At 61.5% G+C, this 25,469-nt stretch carries 18 protein-coding genes and 3 tRNA genes; 10 read left to right on the top strand and 11 right to left on the bottom strand.

Annotated features, from left to right (window positions below; all coding sequences use genetic code 11):
* Positions 1-43 precede the first annotated feature (43 nt).
* From VUN82_16410 to bcp, 3 genes are all read right to left on the bottom strand, one after another.
* Entirely contained in the window at positions 44-1,711 is a 1,668-nt protein-coding gene (locus tag VUN82_16410; protein ID XAS70670.1) for an ABC transporter substrate-binding protein, read from the bottom strand.
* A 228-nt stretch (positions 1,712-1,939) separates the two neighbouring features.
* Positions 1,940-2,021 (bottom strand) — tRNA-Leu (locus VUN82_16405).
* A 63-nt stretch (positions 2,022-2,084) separates the two neighbouring features.
* On the bottom strand, positions 2,085-2,558 hold the full coding sequence (gene bcp / locus VUN82_16400; protein XAS70669.1) for a thioredoxin-dependent thiol peroxidase: 474 nt from the start codon (positions 2,556-2,558) through the stop codon (positions 2,085-2,087).
* A gap of 85 nt (positions 2,559-2,643) precedes the next feature.
* Between bcp and VUN82_16395 the strand changes: the two genes are divergently transcribed.
* A complete protein-coding gene (locus VUN82_16395; GenBank protein XAS70668.1) occupies positions 2,644-3,102 on the top strand; it encodes a MarR family transcriptional regulator in 459 nt (152 codons plus the stop codon).
* A 51-nt stretch (positions 3,103-3,153) separates the two neighbouring features.
* Here the strand turns inward: VUN82_16395 and VUN82_16390 are convergent.
* From VUN82_16390 to VUN82_16375, 4 genes are all read right to left on the bottom strand, one after another.
* Positions 3,154-3,226, bottom strand: a tRNA-Lys gene (locus VUN82_16390).
* Positions 3,227-3,420: 194 nt separating this feature from the next.
* Positions 3,421-3,496 (bottom strand) — tRNA-Lys (locus VUN82_16385).
* 119 nt (positions 3,497-3,615) lie between these two features.
* Entirely contained in the window at positions 3,616-4,761 is a 1,146-nt protein-coding gene (locus tag VUN82_16380; GenBank protein XAS70667.1) for a PQQ-dependent sugar dehydrogenase, read from the bottom strand.
* Positions 4,762-4,832: 71 nt separating this feature from the next.
* Positions 4,833-5,789, bottom strand: coding sequence for a hypothetical protein (locus VUN82_16375; GenBank protein ID XAS70666.1), 957 nt, complete (start codon positions 5,787-5,789; stop codon positions 4,833-4,835).
* A gap of 231 nt (positions 5,790-6,020) precedes the next feature.
* Here VUN82_16375 and ilvD point away from each other — a divergent pair, with 231 nt between their 5' ends.
* The 8 genes from ilvD (at position 6,021) to metG (ending at position 18,876) form a co-directional block, all read left to right on the top strand.
* Entirely contained in the window at positions 6,021-7,742 is a 1,722-nt protein-coding gene (gene ilvD / locus VUN82_16370) for a dihydroxy-acid dehydratase (protein ID XAS70665.1), read from the top strand.
* Positions 7,743-8,032: 290 nt separating this feature from the next.
* Positions 8,033-9,937 (top strand): acetolactate synthase large subunit, encoded by a 1,905-nt coding sequence (locus VUN82_16365; protein XAS70664.1) that lies wholly within the window; start codon positions 8,033-8,035, stop codon positions 9,935-9,937.
* Between the two features lie 2 nt (positions 9,938-9,939).
* Entirely contained in the window at positions 9,940-10,452 is a 513-nt protein-coding gene (gene ilvN, locus VUN82_16360; GenBank protein ID XAS70663.1) for an acetolactate synthase small subunit, read from the top strand.
* A gap of 100 nt (positions 10,453-10,552) precedes the next feature.
* Positions 10,553-11,578 (top strand): ketol-acid reductoisomerase, encoded by a 1,026-nt coding sequence (ilvC, locus tag VUN82_16355; protein XAS70662.1) that lies wholly within the window; start codon positions 10,553-10,555, stop codon positions 11,576-11,578.
* A gap of 266 nt (positions 11,579-11,844) precedes the next feature.
* Complete coding sequence (gene serA / locus VUN82_16350) at positions 11,845-13,440, top strand: phosphoglycerate dehydrogenase (protein XAS70661.1); 1,596 nt, start codon at positions 11,845-11,847, stop codon at positions 13,438-13,440.
* Positions 13,441-13,650: 210 nt separating this feature from the next.
* On the top strand, positions 13,651-16,461 hold the full coding sequence (locus VUN82_16345) for an FtsX-like permease family protein (protein ID XAS70660.1): 2,811 nt from the start codon (positions 13,651-13,653) through the stop codon (positions 16,459-16,461).
* Complete coding sequence (locus VUN82_16340) at positions 16,458-17,213, top strand: ATP-binding cassette domain-containing protein (protein ID XAS70659.1); 756 nt, start codon at positions 16,458-16,460, stop codon at positions 17,211-17,213. The genes VUN82_16345 and VUN82_16340 overlap by 4 nt, the downstream gene beginning before the upstream one ends.
* 103 nt (positions 17,214-17,316) lie before the next feature.
* Complete coding sequence (gene metG, locus VUN82_16335; GenBank protein ID XAS70658.1) at positions 17,317-18,876, top strand: methionine--tRNA ligase; 1,560 nt, start codon at positions 17,317-17,319, stop codon at positions 18,874-18,876.
* 119 nt (positions 18,877-18,995) lie between these two features.
* On the opposite strand, the gene VUN82_16330 is transcribed toward metG, so the two are convergent.
* From VUN82_16330 to VUN82_16315, 4 genes are all read right to left on the bottom strand, one after another.
* On the bottom strand, positions 18,996-21,461 hold the full coding sequence (locus tag VUN82_16330) for an ABC transporter permease (protein ID XAS70657.1): 2,466 nt from the start codon (positions 21,459-21,461) through the stop codon (positions 18,996-18,998).
* Positions 21,462-21,464: 3 nt separating this feature from the next.
* Positions 21,465-22,259, bottom strand: coding sequence for an ABC transporter ATP-binding protein (locus VUN82_16325; GenBank protein XAS70656.1), 795 nt, complete (start codon positions 22,257-22,259; stop codon positions 21,465-21,467).
* A gap of 105 nt (positions 22,260-22,364) precedes the next feature.
* On the bottom strand, positions 22,365-23,078 hold the full coding sequence (locus tag VUN82_16320; protein ID XAS70655.1) for a response regulator transcription factor: 714 nt from the start codon (positions 23,076-23,078) through the stop codon (positions 22,365-22,367).
* Between the two features lie 3 nt (positions 23,079-23,081).
* A complete protein-coding gene (locus VUN82_16315) occupies positions 23,082-24,266 on the bottom strand; it encodes a histidine kinase (protein XAS70654.1) in 1,185 nt (394 codons plus the stop codon).
* A 123-nt stretch (positions 24,267-24,389) separates the two neighbouring features.
* Here VUN82_16315 and VUN82_16310 point away from each other — a divergent pair, with 123 nt between their 5' ends.
* Positions 24,390-25,442 (top strand): 3-isopropylmalate dehydrogenase, encoded by a 1,053-nt coding sequence (locus VUN82_16310; GenBank protein ID XAS70653.1) that lies wholly within the window; start codon positions 24,390-24,392, stop codon positions 25,440-25,442.
* Positions 25,443-25,469: the final 27 nt, after the last annotated feature.

The raw sequence follows: 25,469 nt of genomic DNA, 5'->3' as shown, positions 1-25,469 counted from the left end.
GAATATCCCCGCGCAGACGCAATACTGAAATTGCAGGGAATCGTCAAGGCTTTAAGCGGACGTTTGTGAAAACTTCGTTGAGGACAGGTGAAGCGGGGTAGCTTTCCACCTTGTCGGACAGGGCCAGCGCAGAGATAGGGAAGGCTATGGGCACGGCCGGCACCGACGCCGCTATCTCGGCATTGATGGACTGGTACTGGGTGTTGCGGTCATCGCCGTTGGGCAGGGCGCGGGCTCGCTCGATCTTGTGGAAGACTTCCGAATCCGTGTATCCGAACTCGCCCCTGGGCTCTCCGAAAAGCGGGCCCAGGAAGTTGTCAGCATCGGCATAGGAGCCATTCCAGCCCAGGAGGTGCAGGGCGTGGTCGCCAGGGGACTGCACCTTTTGAAGATAGCCATCCTCCCAGTCCACGGGAACCGGCTTGATGTTGATTCCTACGGCAACCAGTTGGCGGCTGATCTCGGCGTAGATCTTCTCTGGTGTGGGCATATAAGCCCGAGTGGCGTTCAGCGGATAGTAGAACTTGAGTTCCTCGCCCTTGTAGCCGGCCTTCTCCAGAAGCTCCTTGGCCTTCTCAGGGTTGTATCCCAAAGAAGGGGCGTTGTTGTTGAAACCACTGAGCTTCGGGGGAACAAATTGTGAAGCTTGCGCCGTGTTGTCGATGAAGAACCTGCGGATCAGTGATTCCTTATCAATAGCCATCTCGATGGCCTGGCGGACCTCCAGCTTGTCCAACGGCGCAACCGCTTGGTTCATGCCGAGGTACATCACCGAGAACGGGTCACGCTGGATGATCTGGACACCCTTTTTGACAAGTTGATCAAAGGTTCCCGACGTCACGAGATCGTAGGCGTCGATCTTGCCGTCAAGGAGCGCTTGCTGGCGCGTTTCTGCGTGGTCATAAGGAATGAAGTTGATAACGCCGATTTGGCCCCTGTTGCCCCAGTAGCCCTTGTAGCTGGCCAACGTGATCTTGTGTTCGTCCCAGGCCGTGAATGCGTAAGGACCTGTCCCCACCGGATGGCTGGCGTAGGCGGACACCGCCTGGCCATTTTGCACCTTGTCCAGGACGTTGGCCTTCTGCCCTTCAAGGGCGGTGGGCGAGGAGATGGCAAAGGCGGGCAGCGTCAGGGCCTGCAGGAAACCAGTGAAGGGTCGGGTGAGGTTGATCTGGACGTTGCTGGCGGAAACAACCTTGCAGTCCTTGAAGATCGAAAACACTGGCTCGTCAGAATAGGCCTTGAAGACGTTTTGGAAAGAGATCCCGGGCGCTTGTTTCCTCAGGTCGGCGGGAAACGTAAACCAGCGGTTGAAGTTGGCGCAAACGGCGGCGGCATCGAACGGAGTTCCATCATGGAAAGTCACTTTTTCACGGAGCTTGAAGTCGTAGCTCAGCCCGTTGTTGCTGTCTTTCCATTCCGTGGCGAGCAGCGGGGTAGTCTGCCCGGTGGTGCCGTCCACGCCTACAAGTCCCTCAAGGACCTGGCGGGTCACACGGTATGACTCCGAATCCGCTGTCATCGCAGGGTCGAGCCCCAGCGGCATGGATGCTGTACCGAAATTGAAGGTAGCCGTCGGCTCCGCAGCTGCTGTGCTGCTTGCCGATGATGACGCTGCGGGCCCCGGCGTTCCGGTACATGATGCCAGTCCCAAAATCAGCAGGACTGCCGTGAACGGTATTCCCAGCCGCCGTATCTTGCTGCTTGCCACTCTTGTCCCCTCAAGCCGGTCGGAAGTGCTGTGGCCGGCTTCGGCCAGACCGCATTCCAGTCTAGTTGAACGCCCCCGGTGCCGGTTCGGGCGCGTTGCGGGGCATAGTCCCCGTCTGCTTGAGGAAAGAACACCCCCGGTCCGAATGAAATGCTCAGTGAACCGGGGGTGTTTGAAGAATCCGTGGTTCTTCACCACTGTGTTGATGCCGTGTTGCTCCAACTGCTGTGCGCAAGGGGGGACTTGAACCCCCACGCCCGAAGGCACAGGAACCTAAATCCTGCGTGTCTGCCAATTTCACCACTCGCGCTGGCTGGCCACTGGACTGCCCTATGGGCTGACCGGAGCCTTCTTCCGGCCTCCAGTGTACCCGCTACTTGTCGAGTTTGAGGTCGCGGCGAAGCTTGGCGACGTGCCCTGTGGCTCTGACGTTGTACTGGGCAAGGTGGACCTTTCCGTCCGGGTCCACCACGATCGTGGAACGGATCAGGCCCATGTAGGTGCGGCCATAGTTCTTTTTCTCGCCCCAGGCACCATAGGCCTCGGCCACCGCGTGGTCTGCGTCCGAGAGTATGCGGAACGTCAATTGTTCTTCCCCTGCGAACTTGGCCAGCGCCTTCACAGAATCTGGAGAGATTCCCACTACTTCAAAACCCGAAGTCTGGAGGGACGCGAGGTTGTCCCGGAAATCACACGCCTCTTTGGTGCAGCCAGGCGTCGATGCTGCCGGATAAAAATAGACAATCGTCTTACGTCCACGGAAGTCCGAAAGACTGACGTCGTTGCCATCTTGGTCTTGAAGTGTGAAGTCCGGGGCTACGCCACCGGGAATAAGACGTTCCGCCATAATTTGCTCCTTGCTAACGTTCGCGACTCCCCAGTTTAGTGGCCAGAAGCAACGGCAACAGCCTCCACGCGCATATACTGTCGGCATGCCAGATATGGAGAGATGGCCCACGACGCGATTGCTTTCAACGGCTGCGCGACTCGTGGAAATCTCGTGGAATGAAAAATTGAAGAACATCGGACTGACGCATGCCGGCGTGATCGCCATGGAAGTCCTTGCTGCAAAAGGGCCCATTACACAGGCTGCTTTGGCTGAAGTTGCCAGGGTCAAGGCGCAGACCATGGGCACTACTCTTGCAAGGCTTGAGCTGCACGGGCACGTAAGTCGTCAGCGCAGCGACTCGGATCGTCGCAGTCACGTTGTGACGCTCACAGACGCCGGCTCCGCAGCTTTGGCCGAGGCAGTGCGGCTTGAGCAGGACGTGCTCGCCCTGGTTCAGGTCGACACCGCCCGGCTGCGCGACGAACTTAAGATCGTGGTCCGGGGACTTGCCGGAATGCCTGCGCTCGACCGCCCAGCGGGGGACGCCAACCCTCAGGCTTGAATAAGAAAAGGCTCCGGATCGTAGCAACGATCCGGAGCCTTTCCTATTCTGTGCACCCCCCGGGACTCGAACCCGGAACCCATTGATTAAGAGTCAATTGCTCTGCCAGTTGAGCTAGAGGTGCAGCTATTGTTTCGGTCAATACGAAGGAGTCATATTCTCCATTGACGTCCGCAACGACAGATAACTCTACACCACTTTTTGACGGCGGCTAACCAGAATTATCCCGGCGTGATGCATTCCACGAAGACCAGTGTTCGAGCGGAACAAGGCAACGAAAAAAGGCCCTGGAGTGAATACCACTCCAGGGCCTTTCGTTGGTGCACCCCCCGGGACTCGAACCCGGAACCCATTGATTAAGAGTCAATTGCTCTGCCAGTTGAGCTAGAGGTGCAGCTGTTGATTTCGACCCAAACCCGGGGGCTTTTGTTCCCTCGGCGATCTCCGCAACGACATGTAACTCTACACGACTTCGGCGGATGAGGGAAATCGGCGGCGCCAAGGGTCCGGGGTTCACGAAGAGCGCCTCAAAATCAGCGCAAAATCAGGGTTTCTGTTGTTGCTGAGGACCCACAACGTCCCGTCGGGAGCCTTGGCAACATCCCTCAGCCGACCATACTCGCCTGTGAAGTAAGCCACAGGTGAACCCGCCTTGTTGCCGTTGAGCGGGATGGCCCAAAGCCGTTGGCCGCGAAGGGCTCCGGTGTAAGCCACGCCGTCGGCAATTTCCAATCCGCTGGGCGATGCGTCTGAGGTTGAAGGCCAAACAACTTTGGCGTCGATGAACCCGCTGCGGCCGGGGGCTCCTGTCACTGTGGGCCAACCATAGTTGCCGCCAGGGGTAATGAGGTTTAGTTCGTCGTCCACGTCCGGACCAAACTCGCTGGCCCACAACCTTCCTTCGTTGTCCCACGCCAAGCCCTGAACATTCCGGTGTCCATAGCTATAGACAGGGTTTTCACCGAACGGGTTGCCCGGAGCAGGGCGTCCCTCGGGAGTCAGCCGCAGGATCTTTCCACCCAAGGCGTGTGTATCCTGTGGCTGTTCCCGGCGCTGCGAATCGCCGGTGCCCACATACAGGAATCCGTCAGGGCCAAAACGGATCCGGCCACCGTTATGGGTAGAAGCCTTTGATATTCCGGAAAAGACCACCTCAGGGCCGCCAAGCCTCAAAGCGCCTCCCGGCTCTTCCGACAAGTGCATTCTGGCGATCCGGTTGTCGGTGGCTGACGTGAAATAGGCGTAAAGCCAGCGGTTGCTGGCGAAGGCAGGAGACAGGGCAAGGCCCAGAAGCCCACCTTCACCACCAGGTTCGACGCCGGCAACCTCGCCGATGGTTGTTGTCCGGCCATCGCGGATGCTCTTGACCTGGGCCGAATCGCGTTCCGACACGATGGCTGTGCCGTCCGGTAGGAAGACGATGGACCAAGGCAGCTGCAGGCCGGCGTCGAGCTTTTGCTGTACCTCCAGTTTTCGTGGGACAGCAGGCGGCGCTGACTCGGATGCAGTGCCCGACCCTGGCGATACGGGGACACTGGAACTGATGGGGCCCTCAGGCGTGGCGGCCGAACCTGGCGACGACGGACTCCCCGTGCAAGCCGCTGACAGGGCCGCCAGTAAAAGAGCGGCCAGAAGCCTGGCCGCAGTTCGGGCGGGCATCAACCAGCAGGAACCGGTGGCGGGTCGGCCGTCAGCTCTTACTGCACATCTGCCCATATCGCGTGTTCCGTTTAGTGCCTGTTCCTCGGGGGAGGGCGGAACCCGGCCGCTTCCGCATGCGCGGCCGATTCAAACCACACATCCGCGGTGGCTTCGTCATAGCCGGCGGTATCTTCATCGTGATAGGTCATGGTTGAAGCGTCGGCCTTCACCGGGTAGCCCTCGGGGCCGCTGCCGTCTGCTGCGGCGCTGGCTGAGCCAACCCCATATGGATGTTCAGCGGCGAGATGGCCCGTTGGTGTCATTGAATCTTCGTCGTCCATTTCAGCAGCCGCGGTCTCGGCGCCGGCGAGGGTGGCTGAGTGTGCATCCGTGTATTCGTGATGGTGGATCGCAGTGCCGCCTGCGTCCGTCCACGAGGATTCCCACTCAGCTTTGTCTGCTGCGTTGGTGTCCGCTGACTCCTCCACCTTTGGCGTGTCATCTGCGCGCGTCACGTCATCCGCTGTCACTCCGTCCCCGGATCCGGAAGCCGCTGGCTCAGAAATCGCAGGCTCGGCCGCCAGGGGTTCAGATGCCGGCGTTCCGGCAGCCTCCCAGTCATCGACATCACCGGCAGTGACCTGTGCATCCGTGTCCACCACTGGCTCATCGACCACTGGCTCGTCGACCTCCGGCGTTTCAATCACAGGTTCGTCCACCGGCGGTCCAGCCTGAGCTTCGGTTTCGACGCGTGATTCCATGCTGGATTCGACGGGCCCGCTGCCCTCAGCCGCTGCCTTCCCCATATTCGTAACCCCAGCCAGGCCCGCTACGCCAGCCACCGCCGCGGCTGTATCGGGCATCGACATCGTGTCGCTGGGTTCCATGGCAGCTGGTGCGGCAGTGCCTGTCCGTCCGGGAGTCCCGGTGCCAGGGGCAGTGCCCAATGGTCCAGTTGACGAATTCCTGGCGTTGTTGCGGCTCAGGAGCCACCAAACAATCGCGACGATCAGCACAATAACAATGACCCAAATCAACCAGTCCATGGTGTGGCCCTTCTGCTCACAGGGTGCAGTTAGTGGTATTTCCGACGTTACGTGGCTGCTAATGGGGTGTCCAGCGTTTAGGGGCCGTCCAACCTGGGTTGTGATGGAGTTGGTGATCCCAAGAAAAGGGGCTCAAGTTTTCCGCGCTGACGAGGAAATATTCTTACCTTCGTGCTTAACCCGGGAGGATTACGTCGTGGGCCGCTGCCGTGGACACATAGACTTTGGACCATGAGCGACGCCACCCAAATTGCGACAGATACCAAACCGGACATCAAGCCCCGCAGCAGGGTCGTAACCGACGGAATTCACGCCGCGCCCGCGCGTGGCATGTTCCGTGCGGTGGGGATGGGGGATGACGACTTCGCCAAACCGCAAATTGGCGTCGCCAGTTCGTGGAATGAAATTACGCCCTGCAACCTTTCCCTCAACCGACTTGCGCAAGGCGCTAAGGAAGGCGTCCACGCCGGTGGCGGATTCCCTATGCAGTTCGGCACCATCTCCGTCTCGGATGGTATTTCCATGGGCCACGAGGGCATGCACTTCTCGCTCGTTTCCCGCGAAGTCATCGCCGACTCTGTCGAAACCGTGATGCAGGCCGAGCGCATCGACGGCTCGGTTCTCCTGGCTGGCTGCGACAAATCCCTTCCAGGCATGCTCATGGCTGCTGCCCGCCTGGACCTGGCCAGCGTATTCCTCTATGCGGGCTCCATCATGCCCGGTTGGGTCAAGCTCGAGGATGGCTCCGAGAAGGAAGTCACTCTGATTGACGCCTTCGAGGCCGTCGGCGCCTGTGCCGCCGGCAAGATGAGCATGGAGGACCTCACCCGTATCGAAAAGGCAATTTGCCCGGGCGAAGGTGCCTGTGGCGGTATGTACACGGCCAACACCATGGCATGCATCGGTGAGGCGCTGGGAATGTCCCTCCCGGGTTCGGCGGCTCCGCCCTCGGCAGACCGCCGTCGTGATGACTTTGCACGCAAGTCCGGCGAAGCCGTGGTGAACCTGCTTCGCCTCGGAATCACCGCCCGCGACATCATGACCAAGAAGGCGTTCGAAAATGCCATCGCCGTCACCATGGCGTTCGGCGGATCCACCAACGCAGTCCTGCACTTGCTAGCCATTGCCCGCGAAGCCGAAGTTGAACTGACCCTGGATGACTTCAACCGCATTGGCGACAAAATCCCGCACCTCGGTGACCTCAAGCCCTTCGGTCGCTACGTCATGACTGATGTGGACAAGATCGGCGGCGTGCCGGTCATCATGAAAGCGCTTCTCGACGCCGGGCTGCTGCACGGCGACTGCCTTACTGTCACAGGCAAGACGCTCGCCGAGAACCTCGCCTCGATCAACCCGCCGGACCTTGACGGAAAGATCCTTCGGGCACTGGACAACCCCATCCACAAGACCGGTGGCATCACCATCCTCCACGGCACCATGGCTCCGGAAGGGGCCGTGGTGAAGAGCGCCGGCTTCGACGCCGACGTCTTTGAGGGCACAGCCCGCGTCTTCGAGCGCGAGCAAGGGGCCCTTAACGCACTGGACAATGGTGAGATCCACAAGGGCGACGTCGTCGTCATCCGCTATGAAGGACCCAAGGGTGGTCCGGGCATGCGCGAAATGCTTGCGATCACCGGTGCCATCAAGGGCGCTGGACTGGGCAAGGATGTGCTGCTGCTGACCGATGGCCGCTTCTCCGGCGGGACCACCGGTTTGTGCATCGGCCACGTTGCGCCTGAAGCGGTCGACGGCGGTCCCATCGCCTTCGTCCAGGACGGTGACCGCATCCGTGTGGACATCGGGGCACGTTCATTCGACCTCCTGGTGGACGAAGCTGAGCTTGAAGCCCGCAAGGTTGGCTGGGAGCCCCTTCCAGCGAAGTTCACCAAGGGTGTTTTGGCCAAGTACGCAAAGCTGGTCCACAGCGCCTCGACCGGCGCTTACTGCGGCTGATGCCGGACCCCGGACTCCCCGGCCTTGGCAGGGGAGTCCGGCAGGCGGACAGCCCTGTCCATATGGTGAGATACGATGGTGGTCAATTGACACGTATCTCACTTAGAGGGAACACTGAACGCATGATCTCATTCGTTACCGTCGGCGTCGTCGTACTTACCAAGCGCGTGGCTTAGCCCGACTGGTAACGAACTGTCACGCGCAACCCCTCGAAAAGCCGCAAGGCTGAGGGGTTTTTTTATTCCCCGAAGCAAGACCCATCAACTGAAGATCCACTAAGGAAGAGTCCGATGAGCAAAGGATCGCCGATCAGCCCCTCGCTGATGGCTGCAAAGTCCGCTGGAGCCCCAAAGGCTCCGGAAAAGGTCGACCGAACGGCTGAGGCCGTCGTCGTCGACACTGCTGCACCTCTCTCTCCTGTACTTGGGCCGAACAACGTTGTACCCCCAACGGTGATGACCGGCTCGCAAGCAATTGTCCGTTCGCTCGAAGAACTCGGCGTGGACGATATTTTCGGTTTGCCCGGTGGCGCGATCCTGCCCACCTACGACCCCTTGATGGCCTCCAGCATGAATCACATCCTGGTCCGTCACGAACAGGGAGCCGGCCACGCCGCGCAAGGCTACGCCATGGTTACCGGACGGGTTGGCGTGTGCATCGCCACCTCGGGACCCGGTGCCACCAACCTCGTTACCGCCATCATGGACGCCCATATGGACTCCGTGCCGATGGTAGCCATTACCGGCCAGGTCGCCAGTGGCGTCATTGGTACGGACGCGTTCCAGGAAGCGGACATCGTGGGCATCACTATGCCCATCACCAAGCACTCCTTCCTGGTAACCGATCCCAACGACATCCCGCATGTCATGGCCGAAGCCTTCCACCTTGCTTCTACCGGCCGCCCGGGACCCGTCCTGGTAGATATTGCCAAGGATGCCCAGGTAGGCCAGATGACGTTCTCGTGGCCGCCGAAGGTTGACTTGCCGGGCTACCGTCCTGTGGTCCGCGGCCACAGCAAGCAGGTCCGTGAAGCTGCCAAGCTGATCGCAGCCTCCCGCAAGCCCGTTCTCTATGTGGGTGGCGGTGTGGTCAAGGGACATGCCTCTGCCGAACTCATGGAATTGGCCCTGGCAACCGGAGCGCCGGTAGTCACTACGCTGATGGCCCGCGGCGCGTTCCCGGACTCGCATCCCCTCCACGTTGGAATGCCGGGCATGCACGGTTCGGTATCTGCGGTTACCGCCCTGCAGCAGGCAGACCTCCTCATCACCCTCGGCGCCAGGTTCGATGACCGCGTCACCGGTGTGTTGAAGACCTTCGCTCCTTTTGCCAAGGTGATCCACGCGGACATCGATCCGGCGGAGATCTCCAAGAACCGGACGGCCGATGTCCCTATTGTCGGTTCCGTGAAAGAGATCATTCCGGAACTGACCGAGGCCGTGAAGACGCAGTTCGAGCTCAGCGGCGCACCGGATCTGGACTCTTGGTGGGCGTTCCTGGGCAATCTGCGCGACACCTACCCCTTGGGTTGGACTGAGCCCGAGGATGGACTGACGGCACCGCAGCGCGTGATCAAGCGCATTGGCGAGCTCACGGGTCCGGAAGGTATCTATGTGGCCGGCGTTGGCCAGCACCAGATGTGGGCTGCGCAATTCATCAAGTATGAGCGTCCCCACGCCTGGCTGAACTCCGGTGGAGCCGGAACCATGGGATACTCGGTTCCGGCAGCAATGGGTGCCAAGGTTGGTGAGCCGGACCGCGTGGTCTGGGCCATTGACGGTGACGGCTGCTTCCAGATGACCAATCAGGAACTGGCCACCTGCGCCATCAACAACATCCCGATCAAGGTCGCCATCATCAACAATTCCTCGCTGGGCATGGTCCGCCAATGGCAGACACTGTTCTACGAAGGCCGCTACTCGAATACCGATCTGAACACCGGCCACGACACCGTCCGCATTCCGGACTTCGTCAAGCTGGCAGATGCATATGGTTGTGCTGCACTGCGTTGTGAGCGGGACGAAGACATCGATGCCACCATCCAAAAGGCACTGGAAATCAATGACCGTCCTGTCGTGATCGACTTCGTCGTCAGCCCCAACTCGATGGTGTGGCCGATGGTCCCCGCAGGTGTCAGCAATGACCAAATCCAGGTTGCCCGCAATATGACCCCGGAATGGGAAGAGGAGGACTAGGCATGAGCCGCCACACACTGTCCGTTCTGGTCGAAGACAAGCCCGGCGTGCTGACCCGCGTAGCCAGCCTCTTCGCCCGGCGCGCGTTCAACATCAATTCACTGGCTGTGGGACCCACTGAAGTTCCCGGCATGTCCCGCATGACGGTCGTCGTCGATGCCGACGGCGACCTCATCGAGCAGGTCACCAAGCAGCTCAACAAGTTGATCAACGTGATCAAGATCGTTGAACTGACTTCCGAATCTTCCGTACAACGCGACCACATCCTGGTCAAGGTACGTGCGGATGCCGCGACACGCCTGCAGGTAACCCAAGCTGCAGACCTGTTCCGTGCCGCCGTCGTCGACGTGTCTACAGACTCGTTGGTGATCGAGGCAACCGGTACCCCCGAGAAGCTCGCTGCACTGCTCTCAGTGCTCGAACCATTCGGCATCCGTGAAATCGTGCAGTCCGGCACCCTGGCCGTTGGACGGGGATCCCGCTCCATGAGTGACAGGGCGCTCCGCTCCGCGTAGGAAACAGGCAGAGCCTGCGTTAGCAGGCCATGCCGAGCGTTGCGTCCAGTACCGCAGCACCACATCAATATCCAGAAACCACTCAAGAGGAGTTACGCAAGTGACTGAAATGTTCTACGACGACGACGCAGACCTGTCGATCATCCAGGGCCGCAAGGTTGCCATCGTCGGCTACGGTTCCCAGGGCCACGCGCACGCACTGAACCTGCGCGATTCCGGCGTCGAGGTTGTTATCGCGCTGAAGGAAGGGTCGAAGTCGACCGCCAAGGCAGAGGACGCAGGCTTCACGGTCAAGAACGTTGCCGACGCCGCTGAATGGGCCGACGTCATCATGATCCTTGCGCCGGACCAGCACCAGCGCGCGATCTACAACGACTCCATCAAGGACAAGCTGACCGAAGGCAAGGCACTCGCCTTCGCCCACGGCTTCAACATCCGCTTCGGCTACATCGAGCCGCCCGCAGGCGTCGACGTCATCCTGATCGCTCCGAAGGCTCCGGGCCACACCGTGCGCCGCGAATTCGAAGCCGGCCGAGGCATCCCGGACATCATCGCTGTTGAGCAGGACGCATCCGGTTCCGCTTGGGAGTTGGCCAAGTCCTACGCCAAGGCCATCGGTGGCACGCGCGCCGGTGTCATCAAGACCACCTTCACCGAAGAGACCGAAACGGACCTCTTCGGCGAGCAGTCCGTCCTTTGTGGCGGCGTTTCCCAGCTGGTCCAGTACGGCTTCGAAACCCTCACCGAAGCCGGCTACCAGCCGCAAATCGCCTACTTCGAGGTCCTTCACGAGCTCAAGCTCATCGTTGACCTCATGTGGGAAGGTGGCATCGCCAAGCAGCGCTGGAGCGTCTCCGACACCGCAGAGTACGGCGACTACGTTTCCGGCCCCCGCGTCATCACTCCCGAGGTGAAGGAAAACATGAAGGCTGTCCTCGCGGACATCCAGAGTGGTGCCTTCGCCAAGCGCTTCATCGAGGACCAGGACAACGGCGCCGTCGAGTTCAAGGAACTGCGTGCCAAGGCAGAGCAGCACCCGATCGAAGAGGTTGGACGCGAACTGCGTTCCTTGTTCTCCTGGCAGCAGCAGGACCAGGACTACGTCGAAGGCTCCGCAGCCCGCTGACCTTTTGCCCAGTGCCCTGGGCACTGAACCGACGCCCGTCCGGCAAACAAAGCCGGGCGGGCGTCGCTGTTTCGCAGCCGCTCCTCCCAACACAGCGTCCTGTGAATTTCTTCACAACAACCTCAACGGGGCCGTAACATCGTTCACCGGCACCGGAATCCTTGCCCAGGTTCGATATTCTGGGCTGGTCCGGCGTCGTGTCCGGCCCCCGCATCCGCTCCTTGTCCAGTACTGTCCCAAAGTTGTCCAAAGTAAGGTGCCACCCCGTGTCAGCCACCAAACCCGTCGTCCTCCTCGCTGAGGAACTTTCACCCGCCACCGTCGAGGCATTGGGCCCGGACTTTGAAATCCGCCAAATCGACGGCGCCGACCGTTCCCAGCTGCTGTCCGCCATCGCCGACGTCGACGCAATCCTGGTTCGCTCGGCCACCCAGGTTGATGCCGAGGCCATTGCCGCTGCGAAGAACCTTAAGGTCATCGCCCGTGCCGGGGTGGGACTGGACAACGTGGACATCAAGTCCGCGACGCAGGCCGGTGTCATGGTGGTCAACGCACCGACGTCCAACATCGTTTCAGCAGCCGAGTTGACGGTAGGGCACATCCTGAGCCTCGCCCGCCACATTCCCCAGGCGAGCTCCGCGCTGAAGAACGGTGAGTGGAAACGTTCCAAGTACACCGGCATCGAACTCTTCGAGAAGAAGATCGGCATCATCGGCCTGGGCCGTATCGGCGCCCTCGTGGCAGCCCGCCTGCAGGGGTTCGAAACCGAGATCCTGGCGTACGACCCCTACATCACGGCCGCTCGTGCCGCACAGCTCGGGGTCAAGCTGGTCACCTTGGATGAACTCCTGGAAAACTCCGACTTCATCACTATCCACATGCCCAAGACGCCCGAGACTGTGGGCATGCTTGGCGCCGACGCCTTCCGCAAGATGAAGGAAACGGCCTACGTCATCAACGTTGCCCGTGGCGGCCTGGTTGATGAGGAAGCCCTCTACATCGCCCTGAAGGAAGGCCAGATTGCCGGTGCCGGCGTGGATGTCTTCGTCAAGGAACCCAGCACGGATCTGCCTTTCTTCGAACTGGACAACGTGGTAGTCACCCCGCACCTCGGCGCATCCACGGACGAGGCCCAGGAAAAGGCTGGTGTCTCCGTGGCCAAGTCCGTACGCCTTGCCCTTGCCGGCGAGCTCGTGCCGGATGCTGTGAACGTTGCAGGCGGTGTGATCGCCCCGGACATCCGACCGGGCATCCCGCTGATCGAAAAGCTCGGCCGGATCTTCACGGCGCTGACCCATGCGTCGCTGACCCAGATCGACGTCGAGGTTGCCGGCGAGATTGCCGCGCTGGACGTCAAGGTGCTTGAGCTCGCTGCCTTGAAGGGCGTCTTCGCCGATGTCGTCACGGAGCAGGTCTCCTACGTCAACGCCCCCGTCATCGCAGAGCAGCGCGGTATCAATACCCGCCTGATCACCACCCCGGACGCCGAGGACTACCGCAACGTCCTCACCATCCGTGGTGCGCTCAGCGACGGTTCCCAGATCTCCGTTGCCGGTACCCTGACCGGACCCAAGCAAGTGGAGAAGCTCGTCGGCGTCAACGGCTATGACGTGGAAATCCCCATCAGTGAGCACCTGGTGGTCGTGGCCTACGCGGACCGTCCCGGTGTCATTGGCACCATCGGCCACATCCTGGGCATGAACAACATCAACATCGGCGGCATGCAGGTTGCGCGCCAGACCGAGGGGGGCCAGGTGCTTGCGCTCCTGACAATCGACAGTTCTGTTCCGCAGCAGGTATTGGAAGCCATCAAGGCGGGCATTGGCGCGGACATGGTCCGCGAGGTGGACCTGGAGGACTAGGACTGCTCCTCATCAGCCAAGTTCGCGTGCCGGGGACACACCACTGACACGCAACGGTGGCCGGTCTGCTTACAATGGCTTGGTCCGGGATTCGGACCCGGCAGCAGGCCGGCCACTACTTTTTGCACATAGAGCCCGGGATTCCTTTGTGTTTTTCAAGGATTCACGGAGCATGTGTGCGCGCCCGCAATCAAGGTCTCAGGGAGCCCAATGAACGCCGTCCAAAGGTTCATCAGAAGCCGTGTGCTGCTGCTGACCGCGGCCATTTTGATCGTCGCGATGTGCTTGTCCGTGCTAGTCCAGAGCCAGTCACAGGCCGCTCTGAACAGGACTGTGGATGAGAACTCGCGGGGACTCTACGACATCCTGGTCCAGGCGAAGCCGGACCCCTCACAGGACGGGGACGGCGGCGCGCTGATCCAGCCGGAAATTGCCAATGGGCAGGGCGGCATCAGCTTTGAGCAGCTGGAGAAAATCCGCACCATGGGCCAGACTGCTGTCGCTGCCCCCATCAGCCTCGTTTCGCGGGTTTCTCAGAACCTCGAGGCTCCGCGCCTCAATGCCATGGACTACCTTGGGTACAACGCAGGCCTTGCCGGTGGAATAACTGCAGGTGACCCCTCGGCCATGGACTCCAGCAAGTGGCCCGCAGCTGAATCTGTTTTGTCCGACACGCCCAAGAAGTACCGGCTGACGGCCTCCGCCACAAGCTCAGATGGCGTCAACCAGCAGACCCTTTTCAAGACCAGCGCGGAAGGCACCCTGGGCAAGGGCCGTTTGATCCAGGAACAAGCTGCTGGTGGTTCGAACGTCCGGATTGCAGGTCCGGACGGCGAGACCGGGATAAAGTTCCCGGCTCCAGCACTCGGATCGGAGCACAACCTCTTCAATCTTTCGGTGGCGCTTCCACTGGCGCCGGAGGTGACGGAATCCGTCGTCGCCGTCGATCCTGCCTCCGAGCGGGCGCTCTTGGGCTCCGCAGGTGATTTCCTTGCACCCTTGGAGAAGGCTCCGCCAGCGGACGCCCGCAATGCAGGCGCTATTGGCCGGCATTTCGAAAGCCTCTTCACCAGCGGCCTCAGCATGAACCAGCTTGAAGAAGGACCTGATTTCCTCGGTGTGAAGCTGAAGTACTGGGCTCCCTTGATGACGCAGTACCAGCAGGCAAAGCGTGACGGACTGCTGACCGATGACTCCCAGGCCATTCCGCTGATTGTCCGCTCGGGAACGTCGCTGGATTTGAAGTACTCGGTCAAGATCGAGGAAATCGACAACAACGGCAAAGTAGTCAAGGATGTCGGTACTGCAACGCGGTCCCTGGACAAGGACTACCTGCCGTTCGTTTCCAAGGCCCCGTTTGCCCTTGAATGGCCGGGTTCCACGGATCACAGCCAACTCCTGGGCAGTACTGCCTCCTTCAGCCAAGGGCTCTACAATCCGGCGACCTGGAGTACAGCTTTTGCTGCAGCCCCGAAGTACAAGGAGGGCGACGAAGCCTCCAATGGTGCTTCGGACAAGACGGCAACGCCGGGGGACTGGGTGACAGTCAACCGGCTTCCGGAAAAGTCGTCCTTCGGCGCAGCCGTGGACCAGACCCAGCGCAAGCCTGTGGACGAGCGCTCCTACCGTGAAGACCTGGAAACCGGAAAAAAGCCCGCGACTCCCATGCCGATGGTGTACGGCACGTTTAACCCGGCAGACGTTCAGGCCGCGGCGGGTGACGTCAACAAGCTCCCGTTGGGTGGCTATGACCCAGCTCCCTTGACACTGAGCAAGGACGCCGAGGGCAAGGACGCCAATGGCACTGTCCTGAAGCCATCACTGAGCGCCACAGGTCTGGTCAGCCAGTCCGCCGGCGCCATCACTGACTACTACGGCCTGGCCGCAGCCCGTGGCTATGACACCAATGCCGACGTCATCGATGCCATTCGTGTCCGCGCCAATGCCACCGGAACGTGGAAACAGGCCCAGCCGGACGTTGAAAAGCTGGCCGCCCAGATCCGTGAACTGGGCCTTGAAGCGACCGTCGTGGCGGGTTCCGCCCGCGAAGACGCCAACATCTTCGTCCCTGGGTACAGCAAGGACGACGCCGGCAAGGAATCTCCGCTGGGCACAGTCCAGCAGTCCTGGGTTCGGCAGGACGCGGCTGACGCCGTTTCGGGTTCGCTGACAGGCACCAACATCACCCTCCTCTTCTTGACGCTTCTTGGCGCCACGCTCCTGACTGGTGCCTCGACCGTCAGCTACATTCGGCAGCGCCGGAGCGAAGCAGGCATCCTGAGGGCAATGGGCTGGACGCAGAAGCGCGTCAGGTCCTGGGTGCTCGAAGAGTTCGCCGTGGGCGCGGCTGCCCTGGCTGCGGCAGGGATCATCTTGAGCCTGCTCAGTTGGAACCTTGCCACCGTGATCGTCTCAGTGACCATGCTCATCATCTACGTGGGCGCTGCGTTGCTGGCTGCCCAGCAGCTGCGTCACCGCGTGGAGGTAGACCAGGAACCGCAGCATGATGAGCGCCTCGTCACTGTTGATTCGCCCTTGACGTTCGCCAACAGGCAGCTCACTACCAACCGGTTCAACTCTGTTTCGTTGGCCGTGGCCGTAGGCGTCTTTGGTGCCGCAGTCGGAGCCTTGATCGCACTGTTGATCGACATCCCCCGGGCAGCAGGAGCCAGTGCCTTGAGTGGGCTGGCCGCCGCGAGCATCGCCTTGCCCAGCGTGATCCTCGCTGTGTTCGGCGTAGTTGTGGGTCTGCTGCTCACACTCGTGACCGGGCGGTTCGAGCTCCATGCCAAGCGCGAGTATCTTGGCACTTTGCGTGCCATGGGCTGGAACCCGGACATGCTGGGCCAGGTCCGCTTCTTTGAAAATGCACTTGTCGGCACCGTGGCGCTTCCCTTGGGCGTCCTTGGTGCCCTTGGACTGGGGCTGCTCCTTGCTCCGTACGCAGCACTCTGGGCCGGATTGGCCGGGCTGCTGGCCGTAATTTGCTGGATTCCGATTGCAACGAAAGTAGTCAAATGACTGACAACCTCAACCCCGAGCTGACGGCGACCCCGGAATCCACGGACGAGTCGCTGCAGACACGTGCCAACACCATCGTCCGGGCATCCGACCACGCCACTCCCTTGGAGCTCAGCCGCGTCACTATCCACTACGGCGGAGACAAGGGCGGCGCCGAGGAAGTCGACGTCGTGGATGACTTCAACCTCACCTTGCACGCAGGCGAGATGCACTGCATCGCCGGCCGAAGCGGCTCGGGTAAGACCAGTATCCTGACCGTCAGCGCCGGGCTGACCCTGCCGACGTCAGGCACCGTGTTTTGGGAAGGCCAGTCCCTGGCATCCATGGGCGACGACGAGATCGCTGACCGGCGTCGTGCTTTGATCGGCTACGTCGATCAGGGCGGTGCCTTGATCGACGGCATGAGCGCCCTCGAGAACGTACTGCTACCCGCCGTGCCGGATGGGGAAGTAGAACAGCGCACGGAGATGGCCAAGGACCTCCTGGACCTGGTGGGCCTCGGACGCCGCATGCGGCACCGTCCCGCCCAGCTTTCCGGCGGTGAGCGTCAGCGTGTGGCAATCGCGAGGGCCCTGATCCTGGGTACCCGCGTCCTGGTGGTGGATGAGCCCACCGCCAGCCTGGACCGTGCTGCAGCCAACCGCATCATCGGCATCCTGAAGGACACCACGAACGATGGCATCGCTGTGCTCGTGGCTTCACACGACCACGAACTGGTCCGGCTCAGCGATACGCTGACCGAACTGAACTAGTCCGCAAGACTGCTCCTTCGCCGGAATGTCCGGCACAGACCGGACCGGCCGTCATTTGCGGCCGGTCCAGTCATTCCATCCGAAAAAAAGGTAACTTCTTAGAGTGACGTCTGCAGAGAAATCCCCGTTCTACATCACCACCGCTATCAGCTACCCCAATGGCGTGCCCCACATCGGACACGCCTACGAGGTCATCGCGACTGATGCCATGGCGCGCTTCAAGCGCCTCGACGGACATGAGGTGTTCTTCATGACCGGCACGGACGAGCACGGGCTCAAGATGCAGCAGTCGGCCGAGAAGGAAGGCATTACCGCCAAGCAACTCGCCGACCGCAACTCCGCGGCGTTCAAGCAGATGAGCCAGGACCTGGGAATCTCCCATGACCGTTTCATCCGCACCACGGACCCGGACCACTACACGGCGTCGCAAGCCATCTGGAAGAAGATGGAAGCGAACGGTGACATCTACTTGTCCAAGTACGAGGGCTGGTACTCGGTCCGCGACGAAGCGTATTACGTTGAGGACGATACTGTCGTCAAGGAAGACGGCCTACGTTACTCGAAAGAGACGGACACCCTCGTCACCTGGACTGCTGAGGAGAGCTACTTCTTCCGCTTGTCCGCTTACCAGGAGAAACTCCTGGCCCTCTATGAGGCCCAGCCTGAGTTTGGTGCGCCGCAGTCCCGGTTCAACGAGGTCATCAGCTTTGTGAAGCGCGGACTTGATGATCTCTCCATCAGCCGCACCACTTTCGACTGGGGTGTTCCTGTTCCCGGCGACGAGAAGCACGTCATGTACGTCTGGGTGGATGCCTTGACGAATTACCTCACCGGTGCCGGATACCCGGACGTGGAGTCCGAGTCCTTCAGGAAATTCTGGCCTGCCGATGTCCACGTCATAGGCAAGGACATCTCCCGCTTCCACGCGATCTACTGGCCTGCCTTCCTCATGAGCGCCGGCCTGGCATTGCCCAAGCGCGTCATGATCCACGGCTTCCTGACCAACAACGGCGTGAAGATGTCCAAGTCCCTGGGCAATGTTGTCGCCCCACAGGACTTCGTGGCGCAGTACGGGCTGGACCAGTGCCGGTTCTTCTTCCTCCGGGAGGTCCCCTTTGGGGCCGACGGCAGCTACAACCATGAGGCTATCGTGGGCCGCATGAATTCGGACCTGGCCAACAACTTCGGTAATCTTGCCCAGCGTTCATTGTCCATGGTCGCGAAGAACTGTGAAGGCAAGGTTCCTGTCCCCGGAGAGTTCACGGCCGTGGACAACGCCCTGCTCGCCAAGGCCGGAGAATTGCTGGCTACCGCCCGGGGCGCCTTTGACAAGCAGGAGTTCAGCCGCGCCCTTGAGGCTATCTGGACAGTGCTGGGCGACACCAATGCCTACTTCGCCGATCAGGCCCCGTGGGTGCTGCGGAAGACCGACGTCGAGCGCATGAATACCGTGCTGTACGTCACCCTGGAAGTTGTCCGCATCGTGGCGATCCTTGCCCAGCCGGTGATGCCTTCCTCGTCCGCCAAGCTCCTTGAGGTGCTCGGACAGCCCGAAGGCGATGCCAGGCAATTTGCTGCCATCGCCACGCCGATCGTTCCGGGAACTGAACTTCCGGCTCCGACGCCGATCTTCCCGCGCTACGAGGAACCAGCGGAAGCGTAGGCACCATTCGCTCTCTCACATAGCAGCCCTTAATCAGAAATGCTCTCTCACTTCCTCCTGTTCAGGGAAAGGAAGTGAGAGAGCATTTCTCATTTGGCAGGTTTGATGTGGGAGAGGGATTAGGCCGTGGCCAAACCCTCCACTGGGGACAGGCGCGCTGCACGATGGGCAGGAAGCACGGAGGCCAGCAAACCCGCCACTACGGCTACGCCGAACACCGTTGCGAGTTGCAGCCACGGAACTGCTGGCACAACATCAGCCACACCGCCAAGAGCGGCCTGGGCGCCCAGCCAACCATAGACGACGCCGATGCCCGCACCCAGGACTGCGGCCACACCGGCTACGAGCACGGCCTCGATCGCGAGCATTCCCCGGAGTTGGCCCGTCGTCAGGCCCAGTGCCCTCAGCAAGGAGTTCTCCCGCGTTCGTTCAAGGACGGAGAGGGACAACGTGTTCGCCACGCCGATCAGCGCAATCACCACGGCCACGCCCAGCAAGCCTGTGACCACCAGCAACAGGACATCGATGATGCTGTTAAAAGTCACACGCTCGATGGCAGCGCCACTGACAGTGCGTTCCTGCACGCCCAAGGCTGTGGCCACTTCCTTTTGAATGGCCTGGACACGGTCCGCCGATACCGAGTCGTCCAGTTTCACCCACACCATGCCGGGCATTTCCGGTAGGGGAGTGGAAGCAAGACTGGACTTCTCAACGAATGGCGGAATATGGCGCGTCCGCAGGACTTTGGCATCAAGCGATACGGAACCGGCCGCCGTCGAGATCTTCGCGGGTCCGCCTCCGGAGTCCTCGGGCAGGAAGACGGTACCGGGTCCCGGCTGCAGTGCGCCGTCGCGCAGCACGGACGCGGCATCGGCCGCGGAGATTGCATAGATGGTATTTCCGCCATCAGGGGTGGCCTGCGCAAGAGTCCCAACTGCCGGGAGCAGGACTGCCGTATTGACGCCGTCGATTGCCTTGATGCGGGATACGGCCGCATCGCCGGAGCCCATGTCATCCGCCGCGGTCATCGCTGCAAGGTCCACCGGATAATTTTCAGCGAGGGTATCGTCGAAAGCTTGCCGTGAGGTTGCGGCGCCGGTCATCATCAGGGACACCAGTGTGACGCCAATCAGCAGTGCGGCGGCGGTAGCCGACGTTCGGGCGGGGTTGCGCGTGGCGTTGACTGCAGCCAGCTTCCCGGGAACACCCACAGGCGCGGCCAAGCGGCCTGCCACGGCCACCACCGTGGGGATGAACAGGGTTGAGCACAGCAGGATCCCGACAAAGGAGAGGGCTCCGCCGAACAAGGCAATCAGCAGTGAGACTGTGGTGCTGCCGAAAATCAGCAGTGACGCGCCTCCGAGGAGAGCCACCAGACCCAGAATCAGGCGGACCTTGCCGCGCCGGTTGCCAACAGCAGCGTCGTCGGCGGGCCTTAGGGCAGCGAGGGGAGCGACGGCGGTAGCGGCTTTGGCGGGGACGAGGGCTGCGATGACGGTCAGCAGCGTTCCGGCCACAAGGCCCGCGATGATTGCCGACGGTGGTACAGCCAGGGTGGCAAAAGCCTGTTCAGGCTGTGTCTTCGCCCAAGCGATGAGCCCGTACATGAGGGCGGTTGCGGCAAGCACGCCCGGCACGGAGGAAATGAATCCGACCACCAGTGCCTCCAGCATGACGGATCCGCGGATTTGGGACCGGCCCGCGCCGAGACACCGAAGAAGCGCTAGTTCCCTTGTTCGCTGGGCTACCAGCACGGAGAACGTATTGGCCACCACCAGAGTGGAGACGAGGATAGCGACGCCGGCAAAGGCGAGCAGTACCACTGTGAGTTGATCCTGGCCGGCGCTCAGCATGGCGACCGTGGATGTGACCTTCTCCTGCGCGGTTTCCAGGGTGGGGGCATCGGCGCCTGCCGCTTCCATGCGGTGCGCGATGTACTCCTTCGCTGCGGAGACGTCTTCGCCCGGTTGGAGGATGAATTGCAGTCCCGAATAGCCTGCTCCGGCATCCTGCACAGCGTTCAGGACAGACTCGGAAGCGACAAGCTGGGCCGCCGAGGACGAGAAGGGATCATTCGTGGCCTGAATCAGGCCGATAACTTTCACCTTGGCGTTCTTGACGGGTCCGGCACCGTGCAGCTCGAGCGTACTTCCAACAGTGAGTCCGAGATGCTCTGCGGTCTTGACGTCGATGACGGCTTCGTTGGCCTGCGACGGCATGGAACCTGAGGACAACACGGCGCCCTCCAAGGAAGCCGGTGCCGTGTTTCGCAGCCGGCCCTGCTGCTCACCACCGCCGGCGACGAACGTCACGTACGTGGAGCGTTCGGCGTAGTTGTCCTTGACTGCGGGTGCAGACGTCGCGGCATCCACCGCAGCCTGGCTGAAGGCCTCACCGTTCTTGGATGTAGCAATAAGATCGGCGTTACGATAGGCCTCGCCGATGCTGGCGCCAAGTGAAGCATTGGTGCTCGCGCCCACCATAAGAGTGGCGGAGAGGAACATAACGGACAGCATCACAGCGAGCCCGATTGCGACGAATCGTCGGAAGTGCGTCGTCAGTTGGGAGACAGCTACGCGCAGCATGCCCTATGCCCCCAGCTTGCCGAGGGCCGTCAAAACTGATTCTGCTGTCGGCTCCTGGATCTCGCCTACCAAGCCGCCGTCGCTCATCAGCACCACGCGGTCTGCATAGCTTGCGGCGACGGGATCATGGGTGACCATAATGATGGTCTGGCCCATCTCCTGGCTGCTGCGACGCAGGAGCGCAAGCACTTCGCCGCCGGCTTTGGAGTCCAGGTTGCCGGTCGGCTCGTCGCCAAACACGACGTCGGGACGCGTCAGCAGCGCTCGGGCTACGGCGACGCGCTGCTGTTGTCCGCCGGACAACTCGTGTGGTCGGTGCTTCAACCGGTCCGTCAACCCGAGGGTGCTGACTACGGTATCCAGCCACCCGGCGTCGGCGGTTGTTCCCGCTAAAGCGAGCGGCAGCGTGATGTTCTGCTCCGCTGTGAGGGTGGGCACCAGATTGAAGGCCTGGAACACGAAGCCAATGCGCTCGCGTCGAAGCGCGGTGAGCTGGCGGTCGTTGAGCCCGGTGAGCTCTGTGCCGCCCAGGACGATCCGTCCGGAGTCCGCTGTATCAAGGCCGGCGAGGCAATGCATGAGCGTGGATTTGCCGGACCCCGAAGGGCCCATGATTGCGGTGAACTTGCCGGCGTCGAAGCCCACCGATACCTCGTTCAGGGCCATGACACCTGTATCGCCGCGTCCGTAGCTCTTTGTCAGGGCGAAAGCCTCAACTGCTGCGCGTGGCCTGGCTGCATCGGATTCAGCGGGACGGCCGTTGCCTGTTTTGTGGGGGAGGGGCGTGAAAGTTGTCATGTTTTCACGCTATGTGCCGGGATGCGCTGCTGGATCGGGCCAGGGACGCATTCCAGGCACGGTCAACTCATACTGTGGTTTGAGACCGAGGCTTAAAGCGATGCGCTAGCTTCCGGGGGCGACCACGCCTGTCTCATAGGCGATGACCACCACCTGCACGCGGTCCCGGGCTCCAAGCTTGGCCAGAATGTGGCCCACGTGGGTCTTCACCGTCGCCTCTGACAGAAACAATCCTGCGGCTATTTCCGGATTGGACTGGCCCTGGGCGATCAGTTGGAAAACCTCGCGTTCACGAGCGGTGAGGCGTTCCACTGCGGCCGCGTGCCCGCTTTGTTCCGACGTTTGCTTTCTCAGCAGCGGAGCCACATGGTCCAACAACCTGCGCGTGGTGGATGGGGCGATCACCGCGTCGCCACGGTAGACCGTCCGGATGGCCTCCAGCAATTCCTCCGGCGGAGCGTCTTTGAGCAGGAACCCGCTGGCGCCTGCTTGGATCGCAGCCAAAGCATATTCGTCAAGGTCGAAGGTGGTGAGGACCACAATTTTGACCTCCGCCCGCTGGGAGCCCGACGGCTGGCCGGCTGCCTGTTCCAAAATGCGTCTCGTGGCTTCAATGCCGTCCATGCCCGGCATGCGCACATCCATCAGGACCACATCCGCCGTGGTGGCACTGAGGGCCTGGACTGCCTCGATTCCGTTGCCTGCCTCTGCCACCACCTGGAGATCGGGTTGGGAATTGATCAGCATGCCGAACCCCGAGCGGACCAAGTGCTGGTCATCGACGAGCACCACCCTGATGGGTGCGGGGTGTTCAAGCATGGCTTAGGCCTCCGAATAGGGAATGAAAGCGGACACACGGAAACCGCCGCCCTGCAAAGGGCCTGCGGTCAAGGAACCATCGTAGAGCGAGATGCGCTCGGCCATGCCCCGGAGGCCGTTTCCCCCACCCGAGGTGGGCGGATCAGCGGCGGCGCCGCGACCGTCGTCGGCGATGTTCAGCTCTAAACCGCGACTCTGCCATGTGAGAATCACACTCGCATCCGCTTGGGGTCCGGCATGCTTCACGACATTGGTGAGGGCTTCCTGAATGATCCGGTAGGCCGTGAGTTCGGCACCTGCCGGCAGTGCCCGGCGAGGCGTGCCGAGTTGTTCGAAGGAGACTTTGAGCCGGGCAGCGCGGAAGCCCAGAAGGAGTTCATCAAGATCGGAAAGCCTCGGTTGGGGCCTTGTCGGCGCCTCCTGGTCCGAGCGCAGCACGCCGAGCAGCCGTCGCATCTCACCGAGGGAATCCCGGCCCGTCGCAGCGATCGTGGCCAGCGCTTCGGTGGCCAGTTCCGGCTTTGCGGCGGCAGCGTACCGGGCACCATCGGCCTGGGTGATGATGACGGACAGGGAATGCGCCACGATGTCGTGCATTTCCCGAGCAATATGGGAGCGTTCATCAGCTGCGGCCAATTGGCGCTCTTGTTGCTGCTCGATTTCAAGGCGTCGGGTTCGGTCCTCAAGGGCCTGGAGCTGGAGCCGCCGTACTCGGGTAAGGTCGCCCAGCGTCCAACTGACCAGCACCAGCATCCAGATGAGGACTGTGTAGAGGGCCCCGATCGTTAGGCCCATGATGCCGGACTCCGCGGGGCTCGAGTATTCGCGCGTGGTGAGCATGACGCCGCCCAGCAAACCAAGCAGCAGGACCGTCCGGCTCGCCCATGCCGGTCCATAGGCAGCGGTGGCATAGATGACCAGGGGAACCGCGATCTGGCCGGCCACGGGCTCCGCGCCAACCGACCACTGGATCAGACACACCAAAACCACGACGGCGGCCGCGACCACGGGACGCGTGCGTCGCCACGCCAGGGGCAACAGCAGGCCGCAGGAGATGAAAAAGAGCAAGGGGCGGTCGGCCACAAGATAGACAGGTCCGAACAAGAGGACCAGCAAGCACATGGCCGTCATGTCTACCTTGAAGCGGTTGATCCGGAACCATTCGTATATCTCGTGCCTTCTATCCACGGTAAGACTCTATGTGCTGGCTATGGGCCCGGGCGTCATGCCCTGGTCTGATTCGCTCCACTAGAATGTTCGAGGAGTGAGACGATTTTGACCAGCATGTGGATTGCTTGGCTAGATAGACCTATGAGTGCATCGTCCATCAATCTCGCTGTCATCCCCGGCGACGGCATTGGCCCCGAGGTCATCGCCGAAGCCGTCAAGGTCCTCGAAAAGGCTGTCGCCGCAGAAGGTGTAGCCCTTGAGCAGACCCACTACAAGCTCGGTGCCCAGCACTGGCTTGAGACGGGCGAGACCCTGCCGGACGAGGTCCTCGCAGACCTCCGCACGCGTGATGCCATTCTCTTTGGTGCAGTGGGAGCCGCTCCGGGTGACACCAGGATTCCCTCCGGCATCATCGAGCGCGAGATGCTGCTCAAGCTCCGCTTCAGCCTGGACCACTACGTGAACCTGCGGCCGTCACGCTTGTACGGAACCGTCGGGAGCCCACTGGCAAACCCCGGCATCATCGATTTCATTGTTGTCCGCGAAGGCACCGAAGGTCCCTACGTCGGCAACGGCGGCACCCTGCGCGGTGGCACGCCGCATGAGGTTGCCACGGAAGTCTCCCTTAACACTGCACACGGCGTGGAGCGCGTGGTCCGGGATGCATTCCGCCGCGCCAGCGAACGTCCCCGCAAGCACGTCACCCTTGTCCACAAGCACAACGTCCTGGTCTTCGCCGGACACTTGTGGAAGCGCACCGTTGAAGCTGTGGCCAGCGAATTCCCCGAGGTCACGCACGACTACCTGCACATCGATGCTGCAACCATCTTCATGGTTACCGATCCCTCGCGCTTCGATGTCATCGTCACCGACAACCTTTTCGGCGACATCCTGACCGACCTCGCAGCTGCCGTTACGGGCGGCATCGGCTTGGCGGCATCGGGCAACATCAACATGGACCGCACAGCACCGTCCATGTTCGAACCCGTTCACGGCTCAGCACCGGATATCGCCGGACAGCAAAAAGCCGATCCCACCGCGGCCATCCTCTCCGCAGTGCTCCTCCTGGACCACCTTGGCTACACCACGGCGGCCCGTAAGATCGAGGCGGCAGTCGTCGCCGACGTCGAAAGCCGCACCGGCGAGCCGCGCACTACTGCGGCGATCGGCGATGCCATTGCGGCCGCACTTTAGGCCCATTTGTCAGGCGTAAGCTTGTGT

It is taken from the genome of Micrococcaceae bacterium Sec5.1 (assembly GCA_039636795.1).
In the GTDB taxonomy this organism is placed as follows: Bacteria; Actinomycetota; Actinomycetes; order Actinomycetales; family Micrococcaceae; genus Arthrobacter.
The sequence above is the reverse complement of the archived record's forward strand: the minus strand, read 5'-3'. Positions and strand labels throughout refer to the sequence as shown.